Source organism: Henriciella sp. (assembly GCF_029937755.1).
GTDB lineage: Bacteria > Pseudomonadota > Alphaproteobacteria > Caulobacterales > Hyphomonadaceae > Henriciella.
The window spans coordinates 104,483-126,959 of record NZ_JAPYPG010000004.1 but is presented as its reverse complement, the minus strand read 5'-3'; the positions used below and the strand labels follow the sequence as shown (position 1 = coordinate 126,959).

Annotated in this window: 16 protein-coding genes; 8 read left to right on the top strand and 8 right to left on the bottom strand. The window is 60.1% G+C overall.

Annotated elements, in window-relative coordinates; all coding sequences use genetic code 11:
• Entirely contained in the window at nucleotides 1-3,150 is a 3,150-nt protein-coding gene (locus Q1K29_RS10350) for an efflux RND transporter permease subunit (RefSeq protein WP_300395025.1), read from the top strand.
• Here Q1K29_RS10350 and Q1K29_RS10345 read toward each other — a convergent pair.
• The 8 genes from Q1K29_RS10345 to Q1K29_RS10310 all read right to left on the bottom strand — a co-directional run bounded on the left by Q1K29_RS10345 (nucleotide 3,147) and on the right by Q1K29_RS10310 (nucleotide 13,795).
• Entirely contained in the window at nucleotides 3,147-4,157 is a 1,011-nt protein-coding gene (locus Q1K29_RS10345) for a formylglycine-generating enzyme family protein (protein WP_300394367.1), read from the bottom strand. The two genes, Q1K29_RS10350 and Q1K29_RS10345, sit on opposite strands and share 4 nt — an antisense overlap.
• A 121-nt stretch (nucleotides 4,158-4,278) precedes the next feature.
• Complete coding sequence (gene arsB, locus Q1K29_RS10340) at nucleotides 4,279-5,325, bottom strand: ACR3 family arsenite efflux transporter (protein ID WP_300394364.1); 1,047 nt, start codon at nucleotides 5,323-5,325, stop codon at nucleotides 4,279-4,281.
• Nucleotides 5,326-5,817: an ArsI/CadI family heavy metal resistance metalloenzyme gene (locus tag Q1K29_RS10335; RefSeq protein WP_300394361.1), complete on the bottom strand. Its 492-nt coding sequence runs from the start codon at nucleotides 5,815-5,817 to the stop codon at nucleotides 5,326-5,328.
• Nucleotides 5,814-6,179: a metalloregulator ArsR/SmtB family transcription factor gene (locus Q1K29_RS10330; protein ID WP_300394358.1), complete on the bottom strand. Its 366-nt coding sequence runs from the start codon at nucleotides 6,177-6,179 to the stop codon at nucleotides 5,814-5,816. The genes Q1K29_RS10335 and Q1K29_RS10330 overlap by 4 nt, the downstream gene beginning before the upstream one ends.
• 133 nt (nucleotides 6,180-6,312) lie before the next feature.
• Nucleotides 6,313-8,199 (bottom strand): acetyl-CoA hydrolase/transferase C-terminal domain-containing protein, encoded by a 1,887-nt coding sequence (locus Q1K29_RS10325; protein WP_300394355.1) that lies wholly within the window; start codon nucleotides 8,197-8,199, stop codon nucleotides 6,313-6,315.
• The gene (locus Q1K29_RS10320) at nucleotides 8,200-10,203 is read right to left on the bottom strand and encodes a 3-hydroxyacyl-CoA dehydrogenase NAD-binding domain-containing protein (RefSeq protein ID WP_300394352.1); all 2,004 of its coding nucleotides are present in this window, start codon (nucleotides 10,201-10,203) and stop codon (nucleotides 8,200-8,202) included.
• Entirely contained in the window at nucleotides 10,203-11,537 is a 1,335-nt protein-coding gene (locus tag Q1K29_RS10315; RefSeq protein ID WP_300394350.1) for an acetyl-CoA C-acetyltransferase, read from the bottom strand. The genes Q1K29_RS10320 and Q1K29_RS10315 overlap by 1 nt, the downstream gene beginning before the upstream one ends.
• Nucleotides 11,534-13,795 (bottom strand): acyl-CoA dehydrogenase, encoded by a 2,262-nt coding sequence (locus tag Q1K29_RS10310; RefSeq protein ID WP_300394347.1) that lies wholly within the window; start codon nucleotides 13,793-13,795, stop codon nucleotides 11,534-11,536. The genes Q1K29_RS10315 and Q1K29_RS10310 overlap by 4 nt, the downstream gene beginning before the upstream one ends.
• A 142-nt stretch (nucleotides 13,796-13,937) precedes the next feature.
• On the opposite strand from Q1K29_RS10310, the gene Q1K29_RS10305 reads away from it, so the two are divergent.
• The 7 genes from Q1K29_RS10305 to Q1K29_RS10275 all read left to right on the top strand — a co-directional run bounded on the left by Q1K29_RS10305 (nucleotide 13,938) and on the right by Q1K29_RS10275 (nucleotide 22,456).
• Nucleotides 13,938-15,260: an outer membrane protein transport protein gene (locus tag Q1K29_RS10305; RefSeq protein WP_300394345.1), complete on the top strand. Its 1,323-nt coding sequence runs from the start codon at nucleotides 13,938-13,940 to the stop codon at nucleotides 15,258-15,260.
• Nucleotides 15,261-15,275: 15 nt separating this feature from the next.
• Nucleotides 15,276-16,742 (top strand): phospholipase D-like domain-containing protein, encoded by a 1,467-nt coding sequence (locus Q1K29_RS10300; protein WP_300394342.1) that lies wholly within the window; start codon nucleotides 15,276-15,278, stop codon nucleotides 16,740-16,742.
• 105 nt (nucleotides 16,743-16,847) lie between these two features.
• Entirely contained in the window at nucleotides 16,848-17,396 is a 549-nt protein-coding gene (locus Q1K29_RS10295) for a hypothetical protein (protein WP_300394339.1), read from the top strand.
• A 2-nt stretch (nucleotides 17,397-17,398) separates the two neighbouring features.
• The gene (locus tag Q1K29_RS10290) at nucleotides 17,399-18,991 is read left to right on the top strand and encodes a hypothetical protein (RefSeq protein WP_300394336.1); all 1,593 of its coding nucleotides are present in this window, start codon (nucleotides 17,399-17,401) and stop codon (nucleotides 18,989-18,991) included.
• A gap of 10 nt (nucleotides 18,992-19,001) precedes the next feature.
• Nucleotides 19,002-20,138 carry an FHA domain-containing protein gene (locus Q1K29_RS10285; RefSeq protein WP_300394333.1) on the top strand — a complete coding sequence of 379 codons (1,137 nt, stop codon included), beginning with the start codon at nucleotides 19,002-19,004 and terminating at the stop codon, nucleotides 20,136-20,138.
• A 12-nt stretch (nucleotides 20,139-20,150) separates the two neighbouring features.
• A complete protein-coding gene (locus tag Q1K29_RS10280) occupies nucleotides 20,151-21,404 on the top strand; it encodes a serine/threonine-protein kinase (RefSeq protein WP_300394330.1) in 1,254 nt (417 codons plus the stop codon).
• Complete coding sequence (locus tag Q1K29_RS10275; protein ID WP_300394327.1) at nucleotides 21,395-22,456, top strand: C1 family peptidase; 1,062 nt, start codon at nucleotides 21,395-21,397, stop codon at nucleotides 22,454-22,456. The genes Q1K29_RS10280 and Q1K29_RS10275 overlap by 10 nt, the downstream gene beginning before the upstream one ends.
• Nucleotides 22,457-22,477: the final 21 nt, after the last annotated feature.

The following is a 22,477-nucleotide window of genomic DNA, read 5'->3' as shown; positions in this document are numbered from 1 at the left end:
ATGATCGAGGGCATCCTCGCCAACCGCGTGGCGGCCAACCTGCTGATGATCTTTCTGGTCATCGCGGGTGTCGCGTCGCTGTCGGCGCTGAATGTCCGTGTGTTTCCACCGATCCAGACCTATCAGATTTCCGTCACTGTACCTTATCCGGGCGCCACACCCGAAGACGTCGAGACCTCTATCGTCGTTCCAATCGAGGAACGGCTCGAAGGCCTTGAAGGCGTCGACAAGATCACCAGCCTGGCTGCCTCTGGCGTCGGCAATGTCATCGTCGACATTCCCGAAAGCGAGGACATGTCGGAGATGCTGGACGAGGTGAAGAACGAGATCGGTCGCATCACCGTCTTTCCGCAAGCCTCAGAAGCCCCGCAGATCAATGAGGTCGAGCCGGACGAACTGGTCGCGCAGATCGTGCTGCATGGCGATGTCGAACGCCGGCTGTTGAAGCAGGCCGCCGACCGCGTGCGCCGCGACCTCTCGGCGAAGGAAGGCCTGTCGCTGCTGGAGATTGGCGGTGTACCGGAATACCTCATCGAAATCACCGTGCCCGAGCAGGAATTGCGCGCGCGGAATTTGAGCCTTTCAGGCATCGCCCAGATCATTTCCCAGCAGAGCGTGGATCTCTCTGCCGGCGAGATCGAGGACGAACGCCAGCTTCTCCGGGTAAGGGCCGTGGGCGAACGCCGCACGGGGGCGGAGTTTGGCAGCATCGTTGTTGGCGCGGGAGAGAATGGCTCGCCCATCTATCTTCGCGACATTGCAAATATCACCGACGGGCTCTCCGACGATCCGGTTGAAGCGATCTATGAGGGCAAGCCGGCGTCCCTCGTCTCGGTCTATCGCGTGGGGGCGGAGAAGACGATCAGTAACGCCGAGATCGTTCGCGACTATCTCGACACTGAAATCGGTGATGCGTTGCCCGCCAATATCAGCTTCGACCTCTGGCGCGACGAGTCCGTAAGTCTGCGCTCCCGCATCAACCTTCTGGTGCGCAATGCCATACTGGGGCTCTGCCTCGTTACGCTGCTTCTCCTCCTCTTCCTCGACCTGCGTATCGCCTTCTGGGTCGCGCTTGGTGTCGGGGTCAGTTTCATCGCGGCCTTCTTCCCGATGTTCATCTTCGGTGTGACGATCAACCAGCTGTCCCTGTTCGGCTTCATCCTCGCGATCGGGATTATCGTCGATGACGCAATTGTGGTGGGTGAGAACATCCACGCCAACTGGCGGCGTGGCTATGAGCAGATGGAAGCCGCCAGGCTCGGGGTTGCCCGGGTTGCCCGGCCTGTCCTGTTCTCGGTCTCGACCACCATCACAGCCTTCGTGCCCATCCTGCTGGTGCCAGGCCTGTTCGGCCAGTTCCTCGGCCAGGTTTCGGCCGTGGTGATCATCCTGCTCTGCCTGTCGCTGATCGAAAGCTTCTTCATTCTGCCGCGACACCTCTCGCACCTGACGGATCGCGAGCCCGGACGCTGGTCACCGCGCCGCCTTGCAGACCCCGTGCGTGACCGTGTTGCCGCTCGTTTGCGGACATTCACGGACGGGCCGCTGCGCAGGGCGATGGAATTTGTGGTCGTCCGGCCCCTGATGGTGATCCTGATCGGCGTCGGCATCCTCTTTGCCACGCAGTCGCTGACGGCCAGCGGGTACGTAAAGTTCATCTTCTTCCCGGCGGTCGAAGGCGATTACGTCACCGCTGAACTCGAGCTCTCCGAAGGCAGCTCGGAAGCCCAGACACGGCGTTTCGCGGCCCAGATCGCGGACGCTGCCGATGTGGCTGCCAGCGAGGTCTCTTCTGACGAGGGCGCCCTTGAAGGCGTGCTCTACCAGATCGGCTCCCCGCTCGGTGGCAATGAGGGCAATCCGGCGGGCGGCGGAACGAGCGGTGGCGCATCAGGCAACCGCGCATTCATTGTCGCGAAGCTGATGGAATCCGGGGAGCGGGATTTCGCCGCCGGAGATTTCGAGCGCAGTTGGCGCGATGCGGCCGGGCGGATCCCGGGCGCGGAAAAGCTGACCTTCACCTCAGATCTCGTCAGTCCCGGCGCCCCCATTCAGCTGCAGATATCCGCGCGTACCGACGAGCAGACGCGCGAGGCTGTGCTGAAGCTTCGCCGCGAACTGGAATCGCGTCCTGGCGTCTATGATGTCCGTGATGACCGTTTCCGCACGACCGAGGAAGTCCAGATCCGGCTGAAGCCGCTGGCACGCAATTACGGCATCACCCAGAACGACCTTGCGCGCGAAGTTCGCGCGGCCTTCTTCGGCGCCGAGGCGGTTCGGATCCAGCGCGACCGCGAGGAAATTCCGGTGCGGGTCCGTCTGCCCGCAGATGAGCGGGCCTCGCTGGAAACACTGAAGCGCCTTCGCGTGAAGGTCGGTGACGGCTATTTGCCCATGTATAATCTGGCCGACCTCTCAATCGCCCCGGCCCCTGCCGCTATCAATCGCGTGAACGGGCGGCGTATCTATTCGCTGAACGCCTTCGTCGACGAGGATGTGACGACCGCCGACATCGTATCGGCATACATGTTCGAGGACGCCCTGCCGCGCCTGCAGAAGGACTATGAAGGCCTGACGATGCGGGTTTCCGGCGACCAGGAGGAACAGGCTGAAGCCCAGCCGGTGCTCGCGCGCAACTTCATGCTCGCGCTGATCGCGATCTATTCGCTGCTGGCGCTCAACTTCCGCTCCTACAGCCAGCCGCTGGTGATCATGTCGGCCATTCCGTTCGGTTATGTCGGCGCGCTGCTTGGCCACGGCATCATGGGCGCGGACCTGACGCTGCTGTCCTTCTTCGGCATCATCGGTCTCTCAGGCGTCATCATCAACACGTCGCTGATGGTGACGGACTTCCTGAACGAGCGGCTCGAGAATGGCGAAGCCCCGATGGAGGCCGTTATCGCAGCCATGCAGGACCGCTTCCGCGCGATCATGCTGACGACGCTGACCACCTTTCTCGGTGTGACGCCGATCATCCTGGAGACCAGCCTTCAGGCGCAGTTCCTGATCCCGACCGCGATTTCGCTCGGCTTCGGTATCCTGTTCGGGACCGCCATGCTGATCTTCATCCTGCCGGCGCTGCTGATGATCCACCTGCGCATCTTCGGTGACGCGCAGATGGTGCCCGACAGCAAGCCACAACGCGCCTAGTCTTCGGGGGCTTCGTCGTAGACGAGGCGGAAACCGATATGATTGGTGCCAAGCCCCGTTTCCTGCGGGTGCCGCGCGGCAGGGCGATAGCGCTGGCAATAGTTTTCCGCGCAGAGGAAGCTGCCACCCTTGAGAACGCGAGAGGGCACGCCGGGGTTTGCCGGGTCGAAGCTCCGGTCCTGCGGCACGCCTTGCGGATTGTCCGTATCTGCTGCCGGAAAGGGCGCGTACCAGTCCGTCGTCCACTCCCAGACATTGCCGAGCATGTCGTGCAGGCCATTGGCATTCGGCGCGAAGCAGCCCGCTGGCGCCACGCCATCAAATCCGTCTTCGCCGGTATTCTCGACCGGGAAGATCCCTTGCCAGGTATTGGCATTACGGGGCCGAGCCGAGGTACTGGATGCGCCTTCGTCATTGGCGAGCGCGGCATATTCCCATTCCGCCTCGGTTGGCAGGTGTCCCCCGGCCCAGCTGGCAAAGGCTTCGGCATCTTCAAAAGCGATCTGCGTGACCGGCTCGCGCGGGGCCGCCTCCGGCGCATCGGGCCCTTGCGGATGGCGCCAGCTCGCGCCGGGCACATAGTGCCACCAGGACGCGGTTCTCAGTGTCTCGACATCGCCCGGCCGGAACACAGCGCCGCCGGGCTCGAAGATCGGCGCGAGGTCGGGGCGGGCCTCCAGATCGACATCAGGCATCGTCTCCGGATCAATCGGGCGTTCGGCAACCGTTTCATAGCCGGTCTCCTCCACGAACCGGGCAAACCGCTCCACGGTGACCTCGGTCCGGTCCATCCAGAACGTATCGACCGTGACGGTGCGTGAGGGGCTTTCTTCCCGGTAGTTGGCGTCCGAGCCCATCGTGAACTGACCGCCCTCGATCTCCACCGCGCCTGTCGGCAGGGCGGTGTCGCAACGGGCGGTGTCCTCGGCAGGGGGATGGGCCGGGGCAGGGCCACTGCAGGCCACCACTCCGGCACAAGCCAGGAAGAACCAGACGTATCGCGTCAATCGCGGACCTCGAGACTTACTCCGCCTCTGCGGCGGCATCCTCCTCAGCCTCGGCCAGGTCGCCATGGATGTCCAGCAAGGTGATATTGCCATCTGCGCGGGGCGTGGCGCCCCTGCGCCGCTACGGCACGGCCTCAACCGGCTCTTCGCTCTCCGGAAACGCTGCGCGTGTCCGGTTGGCGATGGCCACCAGCGACAGCATGACGGGCACTTCGACCAGCACGCCGACCACGGTGGCCAAAGCGGCGCCGGAGTTGAGCCCGAACAGGCTGATGGCGACAGCCACGGCCAGTTCGAAGAAGTTGGACGTCCCGATCAGGGCACAGGGGGCGGCAATCCGGTGCGGCACTTTCAGGGCGAAGGCCGCGCCATACGCCAAAAGGAAGATGCCATAGGACTGGATCAGGATCGGCACCGCGATCAGCGCGATGACAAGCGGGCGTGCGAGGATCACCTCACCCTGGAAACCGAAGAGTAGCACCACCGTCAGCAACAAGCCGAGGATGGAAGCAGGTTTCACCCGCTCGATGAAACCGTCCACAGCGGCCTCTCCGCCACGCGCCTTCAGCAGGGCGCGCGCGGCTATCCCTGCGACCAGCGGCACGACGACATAAAGCGCGACCGACAGGAGAAGCGTTTCCCATGGCACAGAGATTTCGGTAACGCCGAGCAGGAAGGCGACGATTGGTGCGAAGGCGAACACCATGATGGCATCGTTCACGCTGACCTGGACAAGCGTGTAGTTCGGATCACCCCGTGTGAGCTGCGACCAGATGAAGACCATGGCCGTACAGGGGGCTGCCCCAAGCAGGATAAGGCCGGCCAGATAGCCTTCGGCCTCAGCCGGCGGAATCAGTCCGGCAAAGACATAGCGGAAGAAGAGAACACCGAGTGCGGCCATGGTGAACGGCTTGATCAGCCAGTTCACGACCAGCGTGATGACCAGCCCTTTCGGTTTCTCGCCGACACGCGCAAGGCTTGAAAAGTCGACGCCGATCATCATCGGCCAGACCATTGCCCAGATGAGGATGGCGACGGCGAAGTTCACATTGGCATATTCCAGACCGGCCAGCGCCTCGACCACGCCGGGCAGGACCTGGCCGAGGGTGATCCCGGCCAGGATCGCCAGCGCGATCCAGAGCGACAGGTAGCGCTCGAACGTCCCCATCTAGCCGCAGCAGCCGCTTTTCGCTTCGGGTTTTGCGACGGGGGCGGGCGTGCAACTGGCAGCCTGCGGCATGCCGGTCGGTGTGGCGGCAAGGCGGGCCTCATCAATTACGGGGCCGCCGCCATAGTGGACCGCGTCGCCATGGGTCAGGAAGACCTCCCAGGGCACGCCCGCAGGGTCGCTGATCCAGCTCTTTTCAGACTGGGCATAGCAGCAAGTGGTCTCGCCTTCCTCGAAGACGGGCGCGTCGGCCTTTGAAAGCCGGGCATAGACGTCGGCAAGCTCACTCTCATCCTCGACCTGGATACCGAGATGCTCGACACCGGGGTTTGCGCCGCGTTGGCTGATCGCGAGATTGACGCGCGGATCATCCAGCATCCATTTTGCGTAGTCTGCTTTACGAACGGAGGGCTCAGCCGCAAACAAGGCGGAATAGAAGCCGATGGTGCGGTCGAGGTCATCGACGGCGATATGCACATGCAGGCGTTTCATTGGGTGAGTTCCTTGTTCTCGGTTGTGCAGCACAGCACGCGATTGGCCGCTGCTTCGACGCTGGTCGCCACGCAGGCTTCCCCGGCGCAGCAATCCTCCATGAGAAAGACGATGAGATCGCTCATCTGGTCGAAGCAGGCGGAGTAGATAATGGACCGGCCCTGACGCTCGCTCGTGATCAGGCCGGCCTGGGACAGGATGTTAAGCTGGGCCGAGAGTGTGTTGGCGGGCGTCCCGCTTTCGTCCGCAATCCGTCCTGCCGCCATCCCTGATTGTCCTGCGCGCACCAGCGCCCGGAAGACGGTCAGCCGGCCTTCATGGGCCAGGGCGGAGAGAGAGGTGACAGCCGTTTTGATTTCCATACTTCCAGTATCGTTGAAATATCGAATTTAGTCAATGCTCTTTTTGAGGTGGTCAGATTCCCGTTCAGAAGTGGACTGAAACTGGACTGTTTCTGGACTGTTTTCGGAATGTCGGAATTGCGGGATTTTTCCCCTATTTTCCGACATCCGAAAGGCTCTTCAGGACGAGCTTCTTCCAGAGGAATTCCTGAAGGCCGGAGGTCTTGTCGAGGCCAAGCCGCGCCATGTGGGGCGCATAGTCCGATGCCGGCGGGGCGGATGTGAGCGCGGACAGGATGTAGGAAAGACGGCCGCCCCGGGTCGCCGTCCTGTCCTGTAAGTGCTCCATTGCGGGGGCCAGATCCTGCTCGACATCGTTGAGTTCCGTGCCGAACGGATAGGCGGGCATATGGCCGAGATGTGGCTTCAGGGCAGCCTTAATGGCGGCAGGCGTGTTCTGTCTCCAGGCATCGGGAACCTTGAAATCCTTCGACAATTTCTTGGCGGCCTGCGCTTCCTCGACAAGCCCGTCGATAAAGCGCGCATCCGTGATCGCCAGCATGCGCTTCACGCACTCCTCATCGGGCTGCCCGCGAAGGTCGGCAACGCCGTATTCGGTGACAATAATGTCCCGGAGGTGACGCGGGACCGTCACATGGCCATAGCTCCAGACGATATTGGATTCGACCTTGCCCTTGCTCTCGCGCACGGCCTTGAGAAGGATGATCGAGCGCGCGCCTTCAAGTTCATGAGCCTGCGCGACAAAGTTGTATTGCCCGCCAACCCCACTCACCACACGGCCGTCTTCGAGCGCATCTGACGTAATGGCACCAAGACAGGTCGTCTTCATCGCAATGTTTATGAAGCGCGCGTCGACCCGCTCGCGGCGGCGCACCTCTTCATTGCCATAAAGCGCGTTCACATCGTCAACACTGGTCATGTTGATCAGGTTGAGGATGTCGTCAGGTGCCTCGCGCAGGCCGCGATAGAAGGTCTGGGGCCCGAGAAAGAAGCCCCCATCAATGGTAATATCGCGGCCTTCATGGGCGCGCCGCGAGAAGATGCCTGCGCGCAGGATTTCGAACATGCCTTGGGTGAACATCTCCGTGCAGCCATAAAGGCCCTGGCTGAATGGGTCATCGCCGCCTTCTTCCTTTGGCCCGGCCGGGCCCGGCAGGTCGGTCAAGGCTACGCGGAAGGCTTCCGGATTGACATGGCGCAAGCGAACCGACTGGGCCGCCCCGTCGCCGAGCGAGCCGATGCCGATCTGCAGGGTGCCGCCATCCTTGACGAGCCGCGCCGCACGCAGGCCGATCGCATGGCTGGTCAGATCCACGCGCGGTGCGGGCGGACCGGCCAGGTCATAGCCGTCCGCTTCCAGTAGCATGTCGAATTCGTCCGGCGGGACTTCGGCATCGTTTGGCATGAAGGGCAGCCGGTCGTTCAGCTCACCGACAACAATGAAGTTCTCTCGGCCGACCTTGTCGCGCATCAACGGAATGAGATCGAGGCTGAGATCGGAGTTGCAGGACAGGCTGTAGCGCCCGTCGCGGCGGGAAATCATCTGGCCGAGGACGTTGACGCCCTCTGCAATGATGCGGCGCATCGCGTGCGTGTAGTTCACGCTGTTATAGTGGCGCTGTGCATACGCGTTACCGAGAAGCGTGCCGGTTGAGAGAAAAAACTCTTCGACCTTAACGTTTGAGGGCAACGTGCCCTTTGTGCGGTCGGTTGCGTAATGCAGATCCGGATAATCGCCGAAGAATTTTTCCAGCAAAGGACCACCGAAACGCGCCGGCAGGCCACCGCCGAGCTTTGGCCGGATGATCGACAGGGCGGTATAAATAGTGAGGTGGAGGGAGGGATCCTCCTTTACGATAGCATAGAGTGCATTGGTCAGCTTGTTGGCCTTGCCAAGCCCGAGTGGCAAGGCAAGTCGGATATCCTTGCCTACCTTTTCGACGACTGCCTTTGCGCATTCTTCGGGCGATGAGAAGGTCGCAAGCGAAGCGGCCTCTCCGTCCTGAACCTGTCCATCCATCTACGCCTCGCTCGGCTCCGCCGGTTCGTCCTGTGTCTCTTCCGAAGATGGTGCTTTGCGCTGGCGCATGTAAGTGCACGGACCACCGCGGAAGGGGGCGAAGCCTGACCCGAAAACCGCGCCAAGATCAAGGTGGTCCTCGGAGGCGACGATACCCTCATCAAGCACACGGCGCACCTCTTCCAGAAGCGGATCAAGAAGGCGTTTCTGCAGGCTCTCCAGCTGCTGATCGGTGGCCTGGCTTTCTTCCTTCTGGGGCTCGCCATCCTTCCAGGTATAGAAGCCCTGACCGGACTTCTTGCCCAGGTCACCTGCATCAACCTTCTCGACCAGTTGTTGGGGCGGTTCGTTGATATGATCGAGATCGCGCGCCAGAACGCGGCCCACTTCCAGGCATATGTCGAGACCGACCGTGTCGGCGACTTCGACCGGCCCTTGCTGCATACCGAAGGCTTCGGCCGCAGCATCGACGTCCTCGGCGCTGTTTCCTTCGTCAATCAGTTTGACGGCCTCAAGCAAGTAAGGGGTGAGAATACGGTTGACCAGGAAACCGGGGGCGCTCTTGACTGGAAGCGGTAGTTTGTCGATCGACTCGACGAAAGCGAGTGCGCGGCTGAGTGTTTCCTTGGTCGTGGTCTCGCCCTTCACGATCTCCACAAGCGGCATTTTGGTGACGGGGTTGAAGAAATGGAGGCCCACGAAACGGCCCGCATTGGGCTTGGGAAGGCCCTTGGCCAGTGTTTCCAGACGGATACTGGATGTGTTCGTTGCAATGATAGCTCGTGACTTCAACTTGTCCTTAAAACCATCATAGATTTTCTGCTTGATTTCGGCCTTTTCAGGGCCCGCCTCAATGATGAGATCGGCAGACCGGACGCCGTCTCCCTTTGGGTCGGCAATCAGGCGGTCTTCCGGGTCACGAATGTCATCGGAATGATCCGGTTTGCCGTCCATCCATTTGTGCGCGCGGCCGATGGCCTTTGCGATAACCTCATTGTCGATGTCCTGAAGCGTGACGGTATAGCCGTTCATCGCGGTCCACATCGCGATATCCGCGCCCATGGTACCAGCCCCGATGACATGGACATGAGCGATGTCATGCCCTTTGGGGCGGCGGGCATCGCGCTTGAGGGCCTCGCGCCGCAGGAAAAGGTTGATCAGGTTTTCCGCCGTCTGTGTCTGGCTGAGTGCAACGAAGGACCGGGCTTCTTTTTGCAGGGCATCATCAGTACCGGTTTCTTCTTCGAACAGGTCGATCAGCGCATAGGGCGCCGGATAGTGTTTCTTGCTGAAACGCTTCTCGGTTTCCTTGCGCGCACGGTTCGCGATGAAACGCTTGCCGGGCGATGAGATTTCGACCGTGTGTCTGAGCTCGGCGAATAGCCCCCGTTTGCGTGTCTTTTTCCCTGCCTCTGCTGCGGCCTTTGCAGCTGCTGTCAGATGCCGCTTGGGAACGGCATCGCGTACAAGGCCCAGCTTCCTGGCCTTGCGCGCATCGATTGTCTTGCCGGTCAGCATGAGCTGAAGCGCGGTCGCTGGCTCAAGCAGGGCAACGAAGCGTTCGGTGCCGCCGAGGCCCGGGTGAAGGCCGAGTTGCACTTCCGGGAAGCCAAAGCGGGCCGTTTGGTCCGCCACGCGATGATCACACGCCAGCGCCACTTCGAGTCCGCCACCAAGGCAGGTGCCGTGGATGATGGCCACGGTCGGACAGGAGAGATTTTCAAGGCGTTTAAGTGCCTTGTGCCCCTGATCGATCAGGGTCTTGAGGGCCTCGGCATCGGCGCTTGAAAGTTCATCGATATCTGCTCCAGCCATGAAGCCGGAGGTTTTACTTGACCGAATGAAAAGCGCTTTCGGCGTCTCCTTCTCAAGTACATCCAGCTGTGCGCAAAAGCCATCAAGTACGGCCTGGCCCAGCGTATTCTGTGCCTGACCGGGCACGTTGATCGTCAATGTAGCCGTGTTGTCTTCGTGTTTTTCGAGATGCCAGATTTGCTTGGCCATCAGGCTGTCTCCGTCTGTTCAGTCTGTGCCGTCGCGGATTTTTGAGTCACCCCACCGGTGACCGCTTCGAGAAGCATTCCGCCGCCCTGACCGCCGCCGATGCATTCGGTGGCGATGCCGGTCTCTGTCCCGAGCCGTTGCATGGCGTTGAGGGCATGGAGCACGATACGTGCGCCACTTGTGCCGACTGGGTGCCCGAGACTGATGGCGCCTCCATCAACATTAAGCTTTTCGCGGTCAATCGCCCCGAGCGCTGAGTCGAGGCCAAGTTCCTGTTTGCAGAACGTGTCGTCTTCCCATGCCCTCAGACAGGCAAGCACCTGATGGGCAAACGCCTCATTTAGCTCCCAGAGATCGATGTCTGAAACGCCGAGTGCATTGCGCTTCAGGATCGGTGTCACGGAGTGAACAGGTCCTAAACCCATGCGTGCGGGTGAGAGGGCTGCCCACTCGCTATCCTTGATTTCGCCGAGAGGCTTGAGACCGTGCTTCTCCACGAAGCGCTCCGAGGCAACGATCATCCAGCAGGCACCATCGGTCACCTGCGAAGAGTTGCCGGCCGTAACGTGGCCATACGGACGCTCAAAGACAGGTTTGAGAGTCGAAAGCTTCTCGACTGTCGAGTTCGGGCGCACACCATCATCCTTTTCGAAGACTTCGCCGTCTTCGCTGAAGACCGGGTCCACTTCACTGTCGAGCCACCCCTCTTCCTGGGCCTTGGCGAGGCGATGATGACTTTCGACAGCATAGGCGTCGGCCTCCTCCCGGCTGATACCCCACTCATAACGCAGGATTTCTGCCGTCTGTCCCATGCCGAGATCGACCACGGTATCGGTCAGACCCTTCTCCACACCGATGACGGGCTCAAGCATCGAGAAGCGGAACTTGCTCATGGCTTCCAGACGGCCCAGCAGTGACTTTGAGGTGTTCACATCAGCAAACCAGTCGACCGCATCGTCATTGAGCAGCAGCGGGGCGTGGCTAAGGCTTTCGGTGCCGCCAACCAGCAGACAATCATAATCGCCAGCCCTGATATAACGGAATGCGCTGTCGACTGACTGCATGCCGGAGCCGCAATTGCGCTGAACCGTCCAGCCCGGCATGTCCTTGCCGAGCCCCATCCGCAGAGCCGCAACCCGCGCCGGATTGGTCGCTTCCGCGCCGGGCGAGCCGCAACCGAGAATAACTTCTTCGATCTCGCTTGCGATGTCTGGATGGCGCATCATCAGCACGCGGCCCGCCTGAACGGCCAGATCGACAGCTGTGAAGGGGCCCGGCTTGCCGCGGGCTTTCAGGAATGGCGTTCGGTTTCCATCGACGACATAGACTTTCATGCTGAAAGTTTCTCCGGTTTGTCAGTCCCGGCATTGATGCCGGTTTTTTCGAGTCTGGACGGGTCGAAACTGTCGACCTCGATGACCTCCCGCACAGCGCGGTGAAGGTCACGCAGCTTGTCGGCTTCCTCGGGAGTGATGATGCCGGCGTCCTTCGCTGCGTCGATATTCTCGACGTCCTTCTCCTTCATGCGTTTCTTCAATGGCTCGCACTCGACGGTCATGGCGAGCGCGCGCTCCAATGCGGCCAGTGGATCTGCGCCCTTACCGGAGAAAACACCTTCGCTCAGGCGTCTGCGGGTGTCGCCCGGCTGCATGAGCAGCTCTGATACGGCCTTGCTCATCCTGTCGGTCGGTCCGCGACGGCGCTTGCCGCCTGTCTGGGTCAGGGTCTTGATTGTCCACCCCCAGAAACGGCTGGGGAAGTTATCGCCCACTTCGGCCAGCTTGGCATGCATGCGGGCAATGCCATCAGCGAAAATCCAGTCCAGAAGCGGCTTGTCAGCCTCAGGCTGCCCGTCGGCTTCGAAGCGCTTCAACGCGCCACTGAGAAGGAAGAGCTCGGCCAGCACGTCGCCAAGGCGCGCTGACAGGCTTTCCTCGAACTTCAGCTTGCCGCCAAGAATACCGAGCGAAATCTCGGATGCGACAGCGAGGTTGGCGCTGTAACGGGCGAGCTCGCGGTAATAAGGCTTCAGTGCGGTATCCTTCGGCACGTGAGCGAATTTCCCGCTTGTCAGGCCATGGAACCAGCTTCGCCAGATATTCGCCACATCGTGACCGACATGGCGCCAGAGCAGATCGTCGAACTTGCGAAGGGCCTCCTTCCTGTCCTCCAGAGCGACTGCTTGCATCTCTTCGAGAATATACGGGTGGCAGCGTATCGAGCCCTGACCAAAGATGATCAGGCTGCGGGTCAGGATGTTGGCGCCCTCCACCGTGATGCCGATCGGGATCGCGCGGTAGGGGGTCTCCAGATAGTTCTTCGGGCCAACGCAAATAGCCTTGCCGCCATGCACGTCCATGGCGTGGTTGATTGTCTCGCGCATACGCTCGGTGGCGTGATATTTCATGATGCCGGAGGCGACCCCGGGATGGTGTCCGTCATCGAGACCAATCGTGATGAACCGGCGTGCGGCTTCAAGCTGGTAAGCTGCGGCACCAATTGGAGCGAGCTTTTCCTGAACGCCCTCGAACTGTCCGATATTAATCCCGAACTGTTCGCGAATACGGGCATAGGCCCCGGTCGACTGGGCCGAGACCTGCGAGGCTGCCGTAGCCAGCGAAGGCAGGGAAATCCCTCGACCTGCTGCGAGTGCTCCCATCAACATCTTCCAGCCCTGTCCGGTTTGCTCCTGGCCGCCCAGGATCTGACTGACAGGGATGAAGACGTCCCGGCCCCAGCTGGGACCGTTCTGGAAAGCGAGGCCAGATGGTATATGACGGTCGCCCGTATCGACGCCGGGCAAATCAGTTGGAACGAGTGCGACAGTAATTCCGAGGTCTTCCTCAGTGCCTAGAAGCCCTTCCGGGTCCTGAAGCTTGAAAGCGAGGCCAATCAGTGTCGCGACGGGCCCCAGCGTTGTGTAGCGCTTCTCCCAGTTCAGGCGGATGCCAAGCGTCTTTTCGCCCTTCCACTCCCCTTCGCAAACGACACCCGTCGCCGTCATCGCCGAGGCGTCCGAGCCAGCTTCGACGCCGGTCAGTGCAAAGCAGGGAATTTCTTCCCCTCGAGCGAGGCGCGGGAGATAGTACTTCTTTTGCTCGTCGGTCCCGTACAGCATGAGCAGTTCGCCCGGTCCGAGCGAATTCGGCACCATAACCGTAACGGCAGCAGAGACATTCCGCGTTGCGATGCGTTTGACCACTTCGGAATGCGCCGAAGCGGAAAAGCCAAGGCCGTCATGCTCCTTCGGTATGATCATGCCGAAGAATTTGTGCTCCTTCAGAAAGGCCCATGCTTCTTCAGGAAGGTCCATGCGCTCGTGCTCGATTTCGAAATCATCGAGCATGTTACAAAACTGAACAACAGGGCCATCGATGAAGGCCTGCTCGTTTTCGGTAAAACCTTGAGACCTGAAGCCTGCAAAGCGGTTCCAATCCGGCTTCCCGGAAAACAGGTCGGCCTCCCACCACGTGTCACCAGCTTCGAGCGCCTGCGCTTCTGTATCAGAGAGTCCCGGCAGGACACTCTTGTACCACCCCATGAGCGGCTTGCTCAGGAGAGATCGTCTAAGACTCTTGAAAGGATTCGCCATCATCCCGCTCCCGGCTTGTCTAAAGTTCTCATCAGAAAGCGCATGGGCAGCCCGTCAGGTTCCTTCGGGACACAATAGCTTTCGGAACGCGAGAGGGAGGCGTTCGTTACGCGATCACTAGAACACGCAAGGCATTCCTCCCATGTATCGTATCTCTTTCCTGACCATCGCACTGCTCTCCAGCTCCGCGCTGGGAACAGCGCAAGCTGACAGTTTTGCCATCAACGAATACTCCACATCAGACCTAGGCCGTGCCAATGCTGGCCGGGTCACTCAAACCCAGGATGCTTCAGCGGCATTCGGCAATCCCGCGCTGTTGCCTGCGTTTGAGCGTCCAGAAATCACGGTCGGCGCAAGCCAGATCCTCGGCAACGCCGAGTTTGACGACCAGGGCTCAACCGACGCGCTTGGAAACCCACTGGGTGGAAACACGGACGGATTCCTGTCTGATGCCACCGTACCGCACGGTCATGCCGTCTATCCGCTCACCGAAAGGCTTTCGCTTGGTCTGTCTATCAGTGCGCCCTTCGGTCTCGCGACAGAGTATGAACGTGACTGGCCTGGCCGCTATCAAGCGCTCGAATCCGAGCTTGAGACGATCAACATCAATCCGAGCGTCGGTTTCGCGCTGACAGATACGTTCTCTGTTGGCGCAGGCATAAGCGCCCAGCGTATTGATGCCCGCCTGACCAGCGCAATCGATTTCGGCGCTGTATGCTTCAGCCAGTCTGATCCGCTGACCTGCACAACGGCTGGCGTCGTGCCACAAGGCGCTGATGGCCTCACCGAGATCGAGGGCGATGACTGGAGCTATGGCTGGAATGCCGGGCTGGCCTGGATGCCGCATCCTGATGTTACAATCGGTCTGCACTATCGCTCGGAAGTCCAGCACGACATTGAGGGGAGTGCCGATTTCACGGTTCCCGCGAATGCAGGCTTCCTGACTGCTACTGGCGCCTTCACCGATACGCCGGGTAGCGCATCGCTCGATCTGCCAGCCTCGACTGAGCTTGGTGTAAAGTGGCGCGCCTCGGAACGCGCGACTTTTTACGCCAACGCACAATGGACGGAGTGGTCGAGCATCGAAGAGCTTCGCGTCGAATTCGAGAATCCGGTCCAGCCAGACTCGGTCGAGGAGCTTAATTATGAAGACGCCGGACGCTATGGCGTCGGGGTAGACTATGAGCTGTCGGAGGGATGGATGGTTCGGGCGGGGTATGCGCTCGACGAAAGCCCGACACAGGCGCAATTTCGGACGGCTCGCATTCCTGACAATGACCGCCATATCATTGCTATGGGTGCAACCTGGTCGCCCAATGAAGACTGGTCGGTCGATGCTGCATTCAACCGGGTTCAGATCGAGGAAACCGATTTTGATCGTGCAGGAAATTTCGGCGATCGGGTTGTTGGCGAGTATAGTGGCCACGCCGATGTCATGTCGGTCAGCGCAAAACGGCGGTTCTAAGGGAGAGGCAATCAGGTGAGCGATGCGGCGGCACTTCTGAACCCCGATGAAACCTGTTGGCGCATCGAAAGCGCCGACAAGGTTCGAGTCATCATCGATGGCGCGGACTACTTTCCAGCGGTTAAGCGCGCCATGCTTTCAGCTCGCAAGACGATCATGATGATCGGTTGGGACTTCGATACGCGACTACAGTTCGAGCCCAAAGGCCAAACGCTGGAAGGCCCAAATGAGCTTGGAAAATTCCTCGACTGGCTGGTTCATGACCGCGAAGAACTCGACCTCTACATGCTGAAATGGGACATGGGAACGCTTGAAGCACTAGGGCGAGGCATGGTGCCTATCGCAGTGCGGCCGATGCGGTTTGCAGAGCATTTCCATTTCAAGCTCGACAGCGAACATCCGGCTGGTGCGGCGCATCATTCCAAGATCATCATTATCGACGACCGGGTCGCTTTCTGCGGCGGAATCGACATGACGGCCGGGCGCTGGGATACGCGCGAGCATCTGGATGATCAGAGCTCCAGGGGCCTGCCTCAGAATGATGAACCGGAAAAGCCCTGGCACGACGTGACGACGGCTGTATCCGGGCCCGTCGCGGCGGCGTTGGGGGATCTGGCCCGTCAACGCTGGTATCGGGCGACGGGAGAGGAACTGTCGCCGCCAGAGGTCCAAACACCACCCGGCTGGCCGGACCTGGAGACCACATTCGAGAATGTCCCTGTCGCGATTGCGCGCACTTATCCGGACTATAAGGATTTTGACGAAATCCGGGAGATTGAGGCCCTTTATCTAAAAGCCATCGCCCAGGCGCAAGAGACCTTCTACGTCGAGACCCAGTATCTCGCTTCGGCAAAGATCGCGCGAGCCATTGCAGATAGGCTGGCAGAGCCGGACGGCCCGGAGTTTATCGTAATCCTGCCGCACAAGGCTGAAGGCTGGTTGCGCCAGAAAGCCATGGATGGGGCGCGCGAAAGATTGCTGAGGTTCCTGTGGTCAAACGATCCGCACGGCCGTTTCCGGGCATACTATCCGGTGACGGAAGGGGGCAATGACATCTATGTTCACGCGAAGGTGCTGATTGTCGACGATAAACTGCTTCGGGTCGGTTCTTCAAATCTCAACAATCGATCCATGGGGTTTGATACCGAATGTGACCTCGCAATCGAGGCAAAAGCCTGTTCCAATCCGGAGGCTGTCACCCGGACAATTATCGCGCTGCGAAATGACCTTGTCGGCGAGCACCTCGGCGTGGAGCCGAGCCGTGTAGCCGAAGAGATGGACGCCACTGGCAGTCTGAAAGCTGCGATCGAGCGACTTCGCGATGATAGACGGTCGCTGCGCCCCTTTTCCAATGGGTCTCTGAAGGAAGACGAAAGCGTCCTGGCTGAAAACGAACTTGCAGATCCGGAAAGCGTTGGCCGCGGCTTGGCAGGACGTTTGAGCGAAGGCGTTCGGGAACTGGTTGAAGAAGCGACCGGCTGATCAGGGCTCACCTGTTCGCACGTATCCAAAAAAAATCGAAATTATCTGACCCGGTTTCGGGCACTGCCACGCCTCTATCCATGAACCACCCTTGCGAGGTCTGTCATGGAAGATGCCATCAATACTGTGCCGCCGGATGCCTGGCCACTGATTACCGTCATGTTCAACGTGACTTGCGTGGTCACGGCGTTGTGGCTGGCCTGGACCATTTTCATTATCTGGCGGCGCAGGGCGTCGAACCTGACGGCTGTGCGTGGTGCCCGTGTAAACCGCAATGCGGCCCCGGACTTCCTCTCAGTCGACGAAAAGGCCCGGAAATCAGCGCTCGCCCGAGGCGAAGCGTACGAAAAAACGCTAAATCAGCGCGACCTCGACGAGGCCAAGGCCGCCGAACTAAAGCTACGCAAGAAGGAATCGCTCGTCGCGCGGATTGGCCGCCTCGTTTCCTTCGGCATGGCACTGTTTTCACTGGCCAGCATGATTTCCGGCACCGTTTTCCAGGTGTCGATCATGGGGCGCTATTGGGAACAGTATTCTGCGGGTGAGCGCCTGATGGCCGTCATCCAGGAGCACCCGATCGGTGTCGCTGTCACCGTCGGGGTCATTCTTTTCAACATCGTCACCTTTGTTTCCAGCCGGAAGTGGGAGAGCTGATCATGGCGTCCGAACCGATTGTCCTTAGCGATCCGCGCATGCTCGCCGAATTCATGCGCCAAAGCGAATTCAAGGCCTTCTTCGAGAAGCGCTTTGCCGTCCCACCGGACTATGCTGCGCTCCTGTTCAAGAATGGTGAGTTGATCGATGCCTTCAAAGGCGGCCACTTTTCCGTTGGCGGGCTTGTCGACAAGCTGAAGGGTATCATTGGAGGGTCGACGCACGTCTCCATGATGATCGCCGACCTGAAGCCCTTCCAGCTCCAGACGGTGCTGAAGGCTACCAGTCGGGACAATGTCGATATTACCGGCGTTGCGACCATTGAGCTGCAGGTTAATCCGGACAAGCCGTCGAATATTCTGGGCATGATGCATGGCGTCGACCGGGTGCCCGACGATGCCAACAATCTTGGCCGCAAAGCCCTCGCCAAGGCTGATGTGCTGGCGCGCATTCGCCCACATTTTTCCGACCGGGTCTTCGAATCCACAATCGGGCGGGTCGATGCCGCAGATATCCGGGGCGATACCGGTCTGCAGGACAAACTCCAGGCCGACATGATGAAAGAGGTGGAGCGTGTTGTCGGAGATCTCGGTTTAATCGTTCGGGCGGCCTCGATCGAATGGGCGCAGAACGCCGAAGAAGCCGCCAACCAGGCCCATGCGGAAGCTGAGCGTCATCAGCGCGAAGTCGAGTTCCAGATCGAAATGGCCAAACGTCAGGCCGAACTCGTCAACGATGCGACGGAATTCGAGATCCGCTCGAAGACCGACCTCGCCAAGCTTCAGAATGCCAGCGAAGACGAACTCAAGCATATGGCTCTCAATAACGAAATCGAGTTCATCGATGCGCGTGAAAAGGCCAAGCGACGTCAGGAAATGGAGGAACTGGACCACCAGATCGCTTTCCTCGAACGGGAGCGTAAGGCGACCTTCGAGAACCAGCTGTCAAACGCGCGAAACGAAACGGAGTTGATGCGCATCCAGCAGGAGCAACTCAAGATCGACACCGACATGTCTTCTCTCCGCGAGAAGCATATTGCGGAGATGAAGAAGTCCGGGGCTTTCGACGAGTTGGAGATCGCGAAGGTCACTCAGGAGCAACAGCGCCTGCACATTTCGGAACTCCAGGAAATCGAGCTGCGGGGTGAAAGGGTCCGCGCTGAAATCCGTCGGCTCGACCGTGAGCAGGACCAGAAGGGTCGCCACGAAGAACTCAAGATCAAGTCCGGCATGACGTCCGAACAGATCCTCGCAATCGATGCGGGTTTGTCTCCCGATGTCGCCGCTGTGCTTGCTGAGCGCGCCCGCGCGGAGACATCGGCCAATCAGGACAGCATGCAATTGATGAAGGACATGGTCGAAGCCGCGCAGGCCGCACAAATTCGGTCTGAGTCGCAGGCGCGCGAGATGTTCAGCATGGGAATGCAGGGTGCCGTCGGTGTAGCGGCTGGAGCGGGCGGCGGAAACGCGCCGCGTGGGGACGTAACCAGCCAGCTGCAATCTGCACCGGAGACCGTCGATTGTCCGAAGTGCAGTACGGCGGCCCCTGCAACCTCCAAGTTCTGCATGAAGTGCGGGACGAAGCTGCGGGTCTGAGATGATGACAATGCCGGCCCCCACACTCTCGCGGCCAAAGGATTGCTGTGCCCGCTCGGCCACTACATCCGGGGCCGGTTTCTGCGGCGAATGTGGCGAGCCACTGATCTGGTGCATGGCGTCGCAGGAATGCCATTCGCTTCTCGACAAGTCCGGCATGTGCCCGGTCTGCGTCCAGCCAGAACTCTATCTCGATGCAGGTGCTGCGAGCACGGTGCGTGAGGGTGGCAAGCTTGCCCTTCCACTGGTCGTTAAGAATGCCTCCTCCGTGGGGCGGCCACTCTTCATTACCGGGCTCTGGATGAAAGAGGATGACGCTGGCTGGAACGAGATTCCACTTTCCTTCGAACGTCTTGAGGCCGGGCGCTCGTCGAATGTTGCCGTTCGGACCGGAGTTCTGGATCATGCCGGGATCCATCAGGTGGACCTGCGTATTGCCGTGGCATCGCGATATCACTGGCGCGAGGAAGCCTTCGTCCTGACAAGTTCGATCATCTTTCCGGTTGAAAGCCGGGATCCGGATGGGCCTGTCACCAACATCAATGTCAATGCCGACCAGATCGGAGCAGGCCTCACCGTCTACAACCCCACACGTATTGAGGCTGACCGCGCCGAGGGCCAGGAAACGCACGTCCGGCCCATTCCGCTAAAGCTCAATCGTGCCGATCAGGATGAAGCAAGACTTGGCCGGCGCGGCTATGAGACAGGGTTACGCGTCCCCCGGACAGTCGAATTTGTCTGGCGGGGCTTTGGCGAGGGCGACTGTCCTTTCGACGGCCCTCTCCTCGATCCGAGCGGGCTGCTTTATCTCGGGCGCAACGCCGTCGGTCGGGACCAGGAAGGCAATGATGCGCGCTTGCTCGTCACGACGGCTGATGGCGCGCTATCGCCTTTGACGGGGTCGATCTCGCGTCAGCACTTCTCACTCTACCCGGAGTCGGGACGTCTGATGCTGCGCGTGGAAAGCCAATACGGCCTGCGCGTGAACGGGGATGCTTATGGCCGCACCAAGTGTGTCACGCTGCAGGATGGAGATACGATTTCCCCACTAAGAAAAACGCCGGACGCCTTGCAGGTCTCGGTGCGGTTCGAGGCGGAGCGGGAGGATGTGACGCGCATCATCCTGACCCGGACCTGTAGCGCTTGAGGAGGGATGGCCATGTCGACATGCGTTGAATGCGGAACCGGGTTGCCGAATGAAGCTCACTTCTGTGCGGCCTGTGGTGCAAAAGTCCCCGGCACTCCGGAAATGCAGGATACATCGCAAGTGCCGGTTGGAGGCGCTGCCCTGAATACGGTCTCGGGGATTGAGACGGTTGCTCCGGGCCATAAGACCATCGACCCTTACGACCGACAGGAGGGTCCATCGATCGAGCCCGGTATGGAGGTCGCCGGAAAGTACCGTATCGACCGCCTGATCGGCGCAGGCGGCATGGGGGTTGTCTACAAGGCCACCGAAATGGTCACGGACACGCCGGTGGCGCTGAAGGTTATCCCTGCCCATCAGGTCAAGAGCGAGAAAGCCGTTCAGCGCTTGATCGAAGAGGGCAAGACGACTCGTACGATTGCGCATCCGAACGTCGTTCGGACCTATGATATCGGCGTCTGGCAGGGTGCCCCATATATCGCCATGGAATATGTCGAGGGCAAACCGCTCCATATCTGGCGCACCGAAAAGATGTCAAAGAACGAGGAGGTGCCTGCCCGCGTTGCCGGGCAGATCGTGAAGGAAGTGCTGAACGGCCTTGAGGCGGCCCATGCTGCGGGCGTCATTCACCGCGATCTGAAGCCCGAGAACATCATGCTGCTCGGTGAACCGACAGAGCAGGATGCGAAGGTGAAAATCGTCGATTTCGGTATCGCGCTGGCGACCGCCGAGAAGACGAATGATAGTACGGGAACCGGTCTCGGCACGCAGCTCTACATGGCACCGGAGCAGATCCGGAATGCCAATGCTGCGAATGCCGCAGCCGATCTCTATTCAGTATCCAAAATCTTCTACGAACTGATCGTTGGCGTACTTCCGACCGGGCACTGGTCGCCTCCTTCAGACGGACGCTCGGATGTACCGGCCGCGATCGATAAACTCATTGAACGCGGCCTCTCAGCCAATCGCGATCTGAGGCCCCAGTCTGCAGCTGAGTACCGCAACGAGATGATCAACGGCTTCAATAGTCGTGGTTTGCGTTCCGGCGCTTCAGTGGAAGAACGAAAGCGCGAATACAAGAGCGCACAAAATGAGCTCAAAAAGGCCTATGGCCGGATGTTCCACGCCATTCCAAAATGGGGATGGGCGGTAATAGGCATCCTCGTCCTGATTGCTGTCTTCGCCGGCTTCACTGAAGAGCCGACGGGGGGAAGCGCAAACGCCAACTGCTATTATGACGCTTGGGGGTATCTGCAATGCCAATAGCCCAGAACAGCCCGAAGCTTGGCGGATACATGCCGGCCGATCCGAATCAGCCGGTCCCCACCCTTGCTGCTACAAGCCGGCCGGATCTGCCGCCTGCTGTGGATCTTTCGCCGATGTGTTCGCCTGTAGAAGACCAGGGGACTGTTGGTTCGTGTACGGCTAACGCCGTGGCCGGCGCGCTGGAGTACCACCAGATCCTGCATCGCCAACCGCTTACGGATCTCTCGCGGCTGTTCATCTATTACAATGCCCGCAAGCTAATGGGGACGGTCGATCAGGATTCCGGCGCGTCAATGCCAAGTGTTGTGGCGGCGTACCTGGCCTTCGGGGCCTGTCCTGAACCGGTCTGGCCGTATGATCCTTCCATCTGGATTCATGAGCCGCCGCAGCAAGCTTATGCGGAAGCGATACATTTTTCCTCCCTTAGCTACGCAAGCATCAATCATGGTGTCGATCTCAAGATCGCTCTGGCGTCTGGCCTGCCAATCATCTTCGGGATGAGCGTCCCGCAACATGCCCTGATGGTTATCGGGCGTGAACGTGGCTACGTGCCGGCGCCGGAGGATGGCAACTGGGAACCCGCTTCGAGCGGCCACGCCATGCTGATTGTCGGTTATGACGACTCCAAGAACGCCTGGCTCGTGAGAAATTCATGGGGGCCCGGCTGGGGCATCAATGGTTATGTCTGGATCGATTACCGGGTCATGGACCATTACAAGCAGCCACTTGGCTTCTGGACGATCGGCGCGCTTGACCGCGCCAAATACTTCAAGCTGGCTGGCGCGTCGGTTGAACAATCAGTCGAGGCCACTGTCGCCAAGGCGCCGCCGAGTGTCCAGGACCAGATCCGGGCATTCAAATCGCACCTCCGAAATGACCTGGAGACCAATCTGGATGCCACCCGGCAAGGCCTGCGTGACCGATTGCGTGGGCCTGGCGCAGGCGGTGGATACAATCGTGGTCCTGGTGCGGGAGGTGGATACGACCGTGGGCCCGGCGCCGGTGGTGGATATGATCGCGGACCGGGCGCAGGAGGCGGTTATGAGGATTGACGAAATCCGGGCGGGGGGACG

Coding starts and splice junctions, on each gene's coding strand:
- Q1K29_RS10310 (WP_300394347.1), bottom strand. CDS start 13,795: ATGGCGAATCCTTTCAAGAGTCTTAGACGATCTCTCCTGAGCAAGCCG.
- Q1K29_RS10295 (WP_300394339.1), top strand. CDS start 16,848: ATGGAAGATGCCATCAATACTGTGCCGCCGGATGCCTGGCCACTGATT.
- Q1K29_RS10330 (WP_300394358.1), bottom strand. CDS start 6,179: ATGGAAATCAAAACGGCTGTCACCTCTCTCTCCGCCCTGGCCCATGAA.
- Q1K29_RS10335 (WP_300394361.1), bottom strand. CDS start 5,817: ATGAAACGCCTGCATGTGCATATCGCCGTCGATGACCTCGACCGCACC.
- Q1K29_RS10290 (WP_300394336.1), top strand. CDS start 17,399: ATGGCGTCCGAACCGATTGTCCTTAGCGATCCGCGCATGCTCGCCGAA.
- Q1K29_RS10320 (WP_300394352.1), bottom strand. CDS start 10,203: ATGGCCAAGCAAATCTGGCATCTCGAAAAACACGAAGACAACACGGCT.
- Q1K29_RS10275 (WP_300394327.1), top strand. CDS start 21,395: ATGCCAATAGCCCAGAACAGCCCGAAGCTTGGCGGATACATGCCGGCC.
- Q1K29_RS10305 (WP_300394345.1), top strand. CDS start 13,938: ATGTATCGTATCTCTTTCCTGACCATCGCACTGCTCTCCAGCTCCGCG.
- Q1K29_RS10325 (WP_300394355.1), bottom strand. CDS start 8,199: ATGGATGGACAGGTTCAGGACGGAGAGGCCGCTTCGCTTGCGACCTTC.
- Q1K29_RS10350 (WP_300395025.1), top strand. CDS start 1: ATGATCGAGGGCATCCTCGCCAACCGCGTGGCGGCCAACCTGCTGATG.
- Q1K29_RS10280 (WP_300394330.1), top strand. CDS start 20,151: ATGTCGACATGCGTTGAATGCGGAACCGGGTTGCCGAATGAAGCTCAC.
- Q1K29_RS10285 (WP_300394333.1), top strand. CDS start 19,002: ATGCCGGCCCCCACACTCTCGCGGCCAAAGGATTGCTGTGCCCGCTCG.
- arsB (WP_300394364.1), bottom strand. CDS start 5,325: ATGGGGACGTTCGAGCGCTACCTGTCGCTCTGGATCGCGCTGGCGATC.
- Q1K29_RS10315 (WP_300394350.1), bottom strand. CDS start 11,537: ATGAAAGTCTATGTCGTCGATGGAAACCGAACGCCATTCCTGAAAGCC.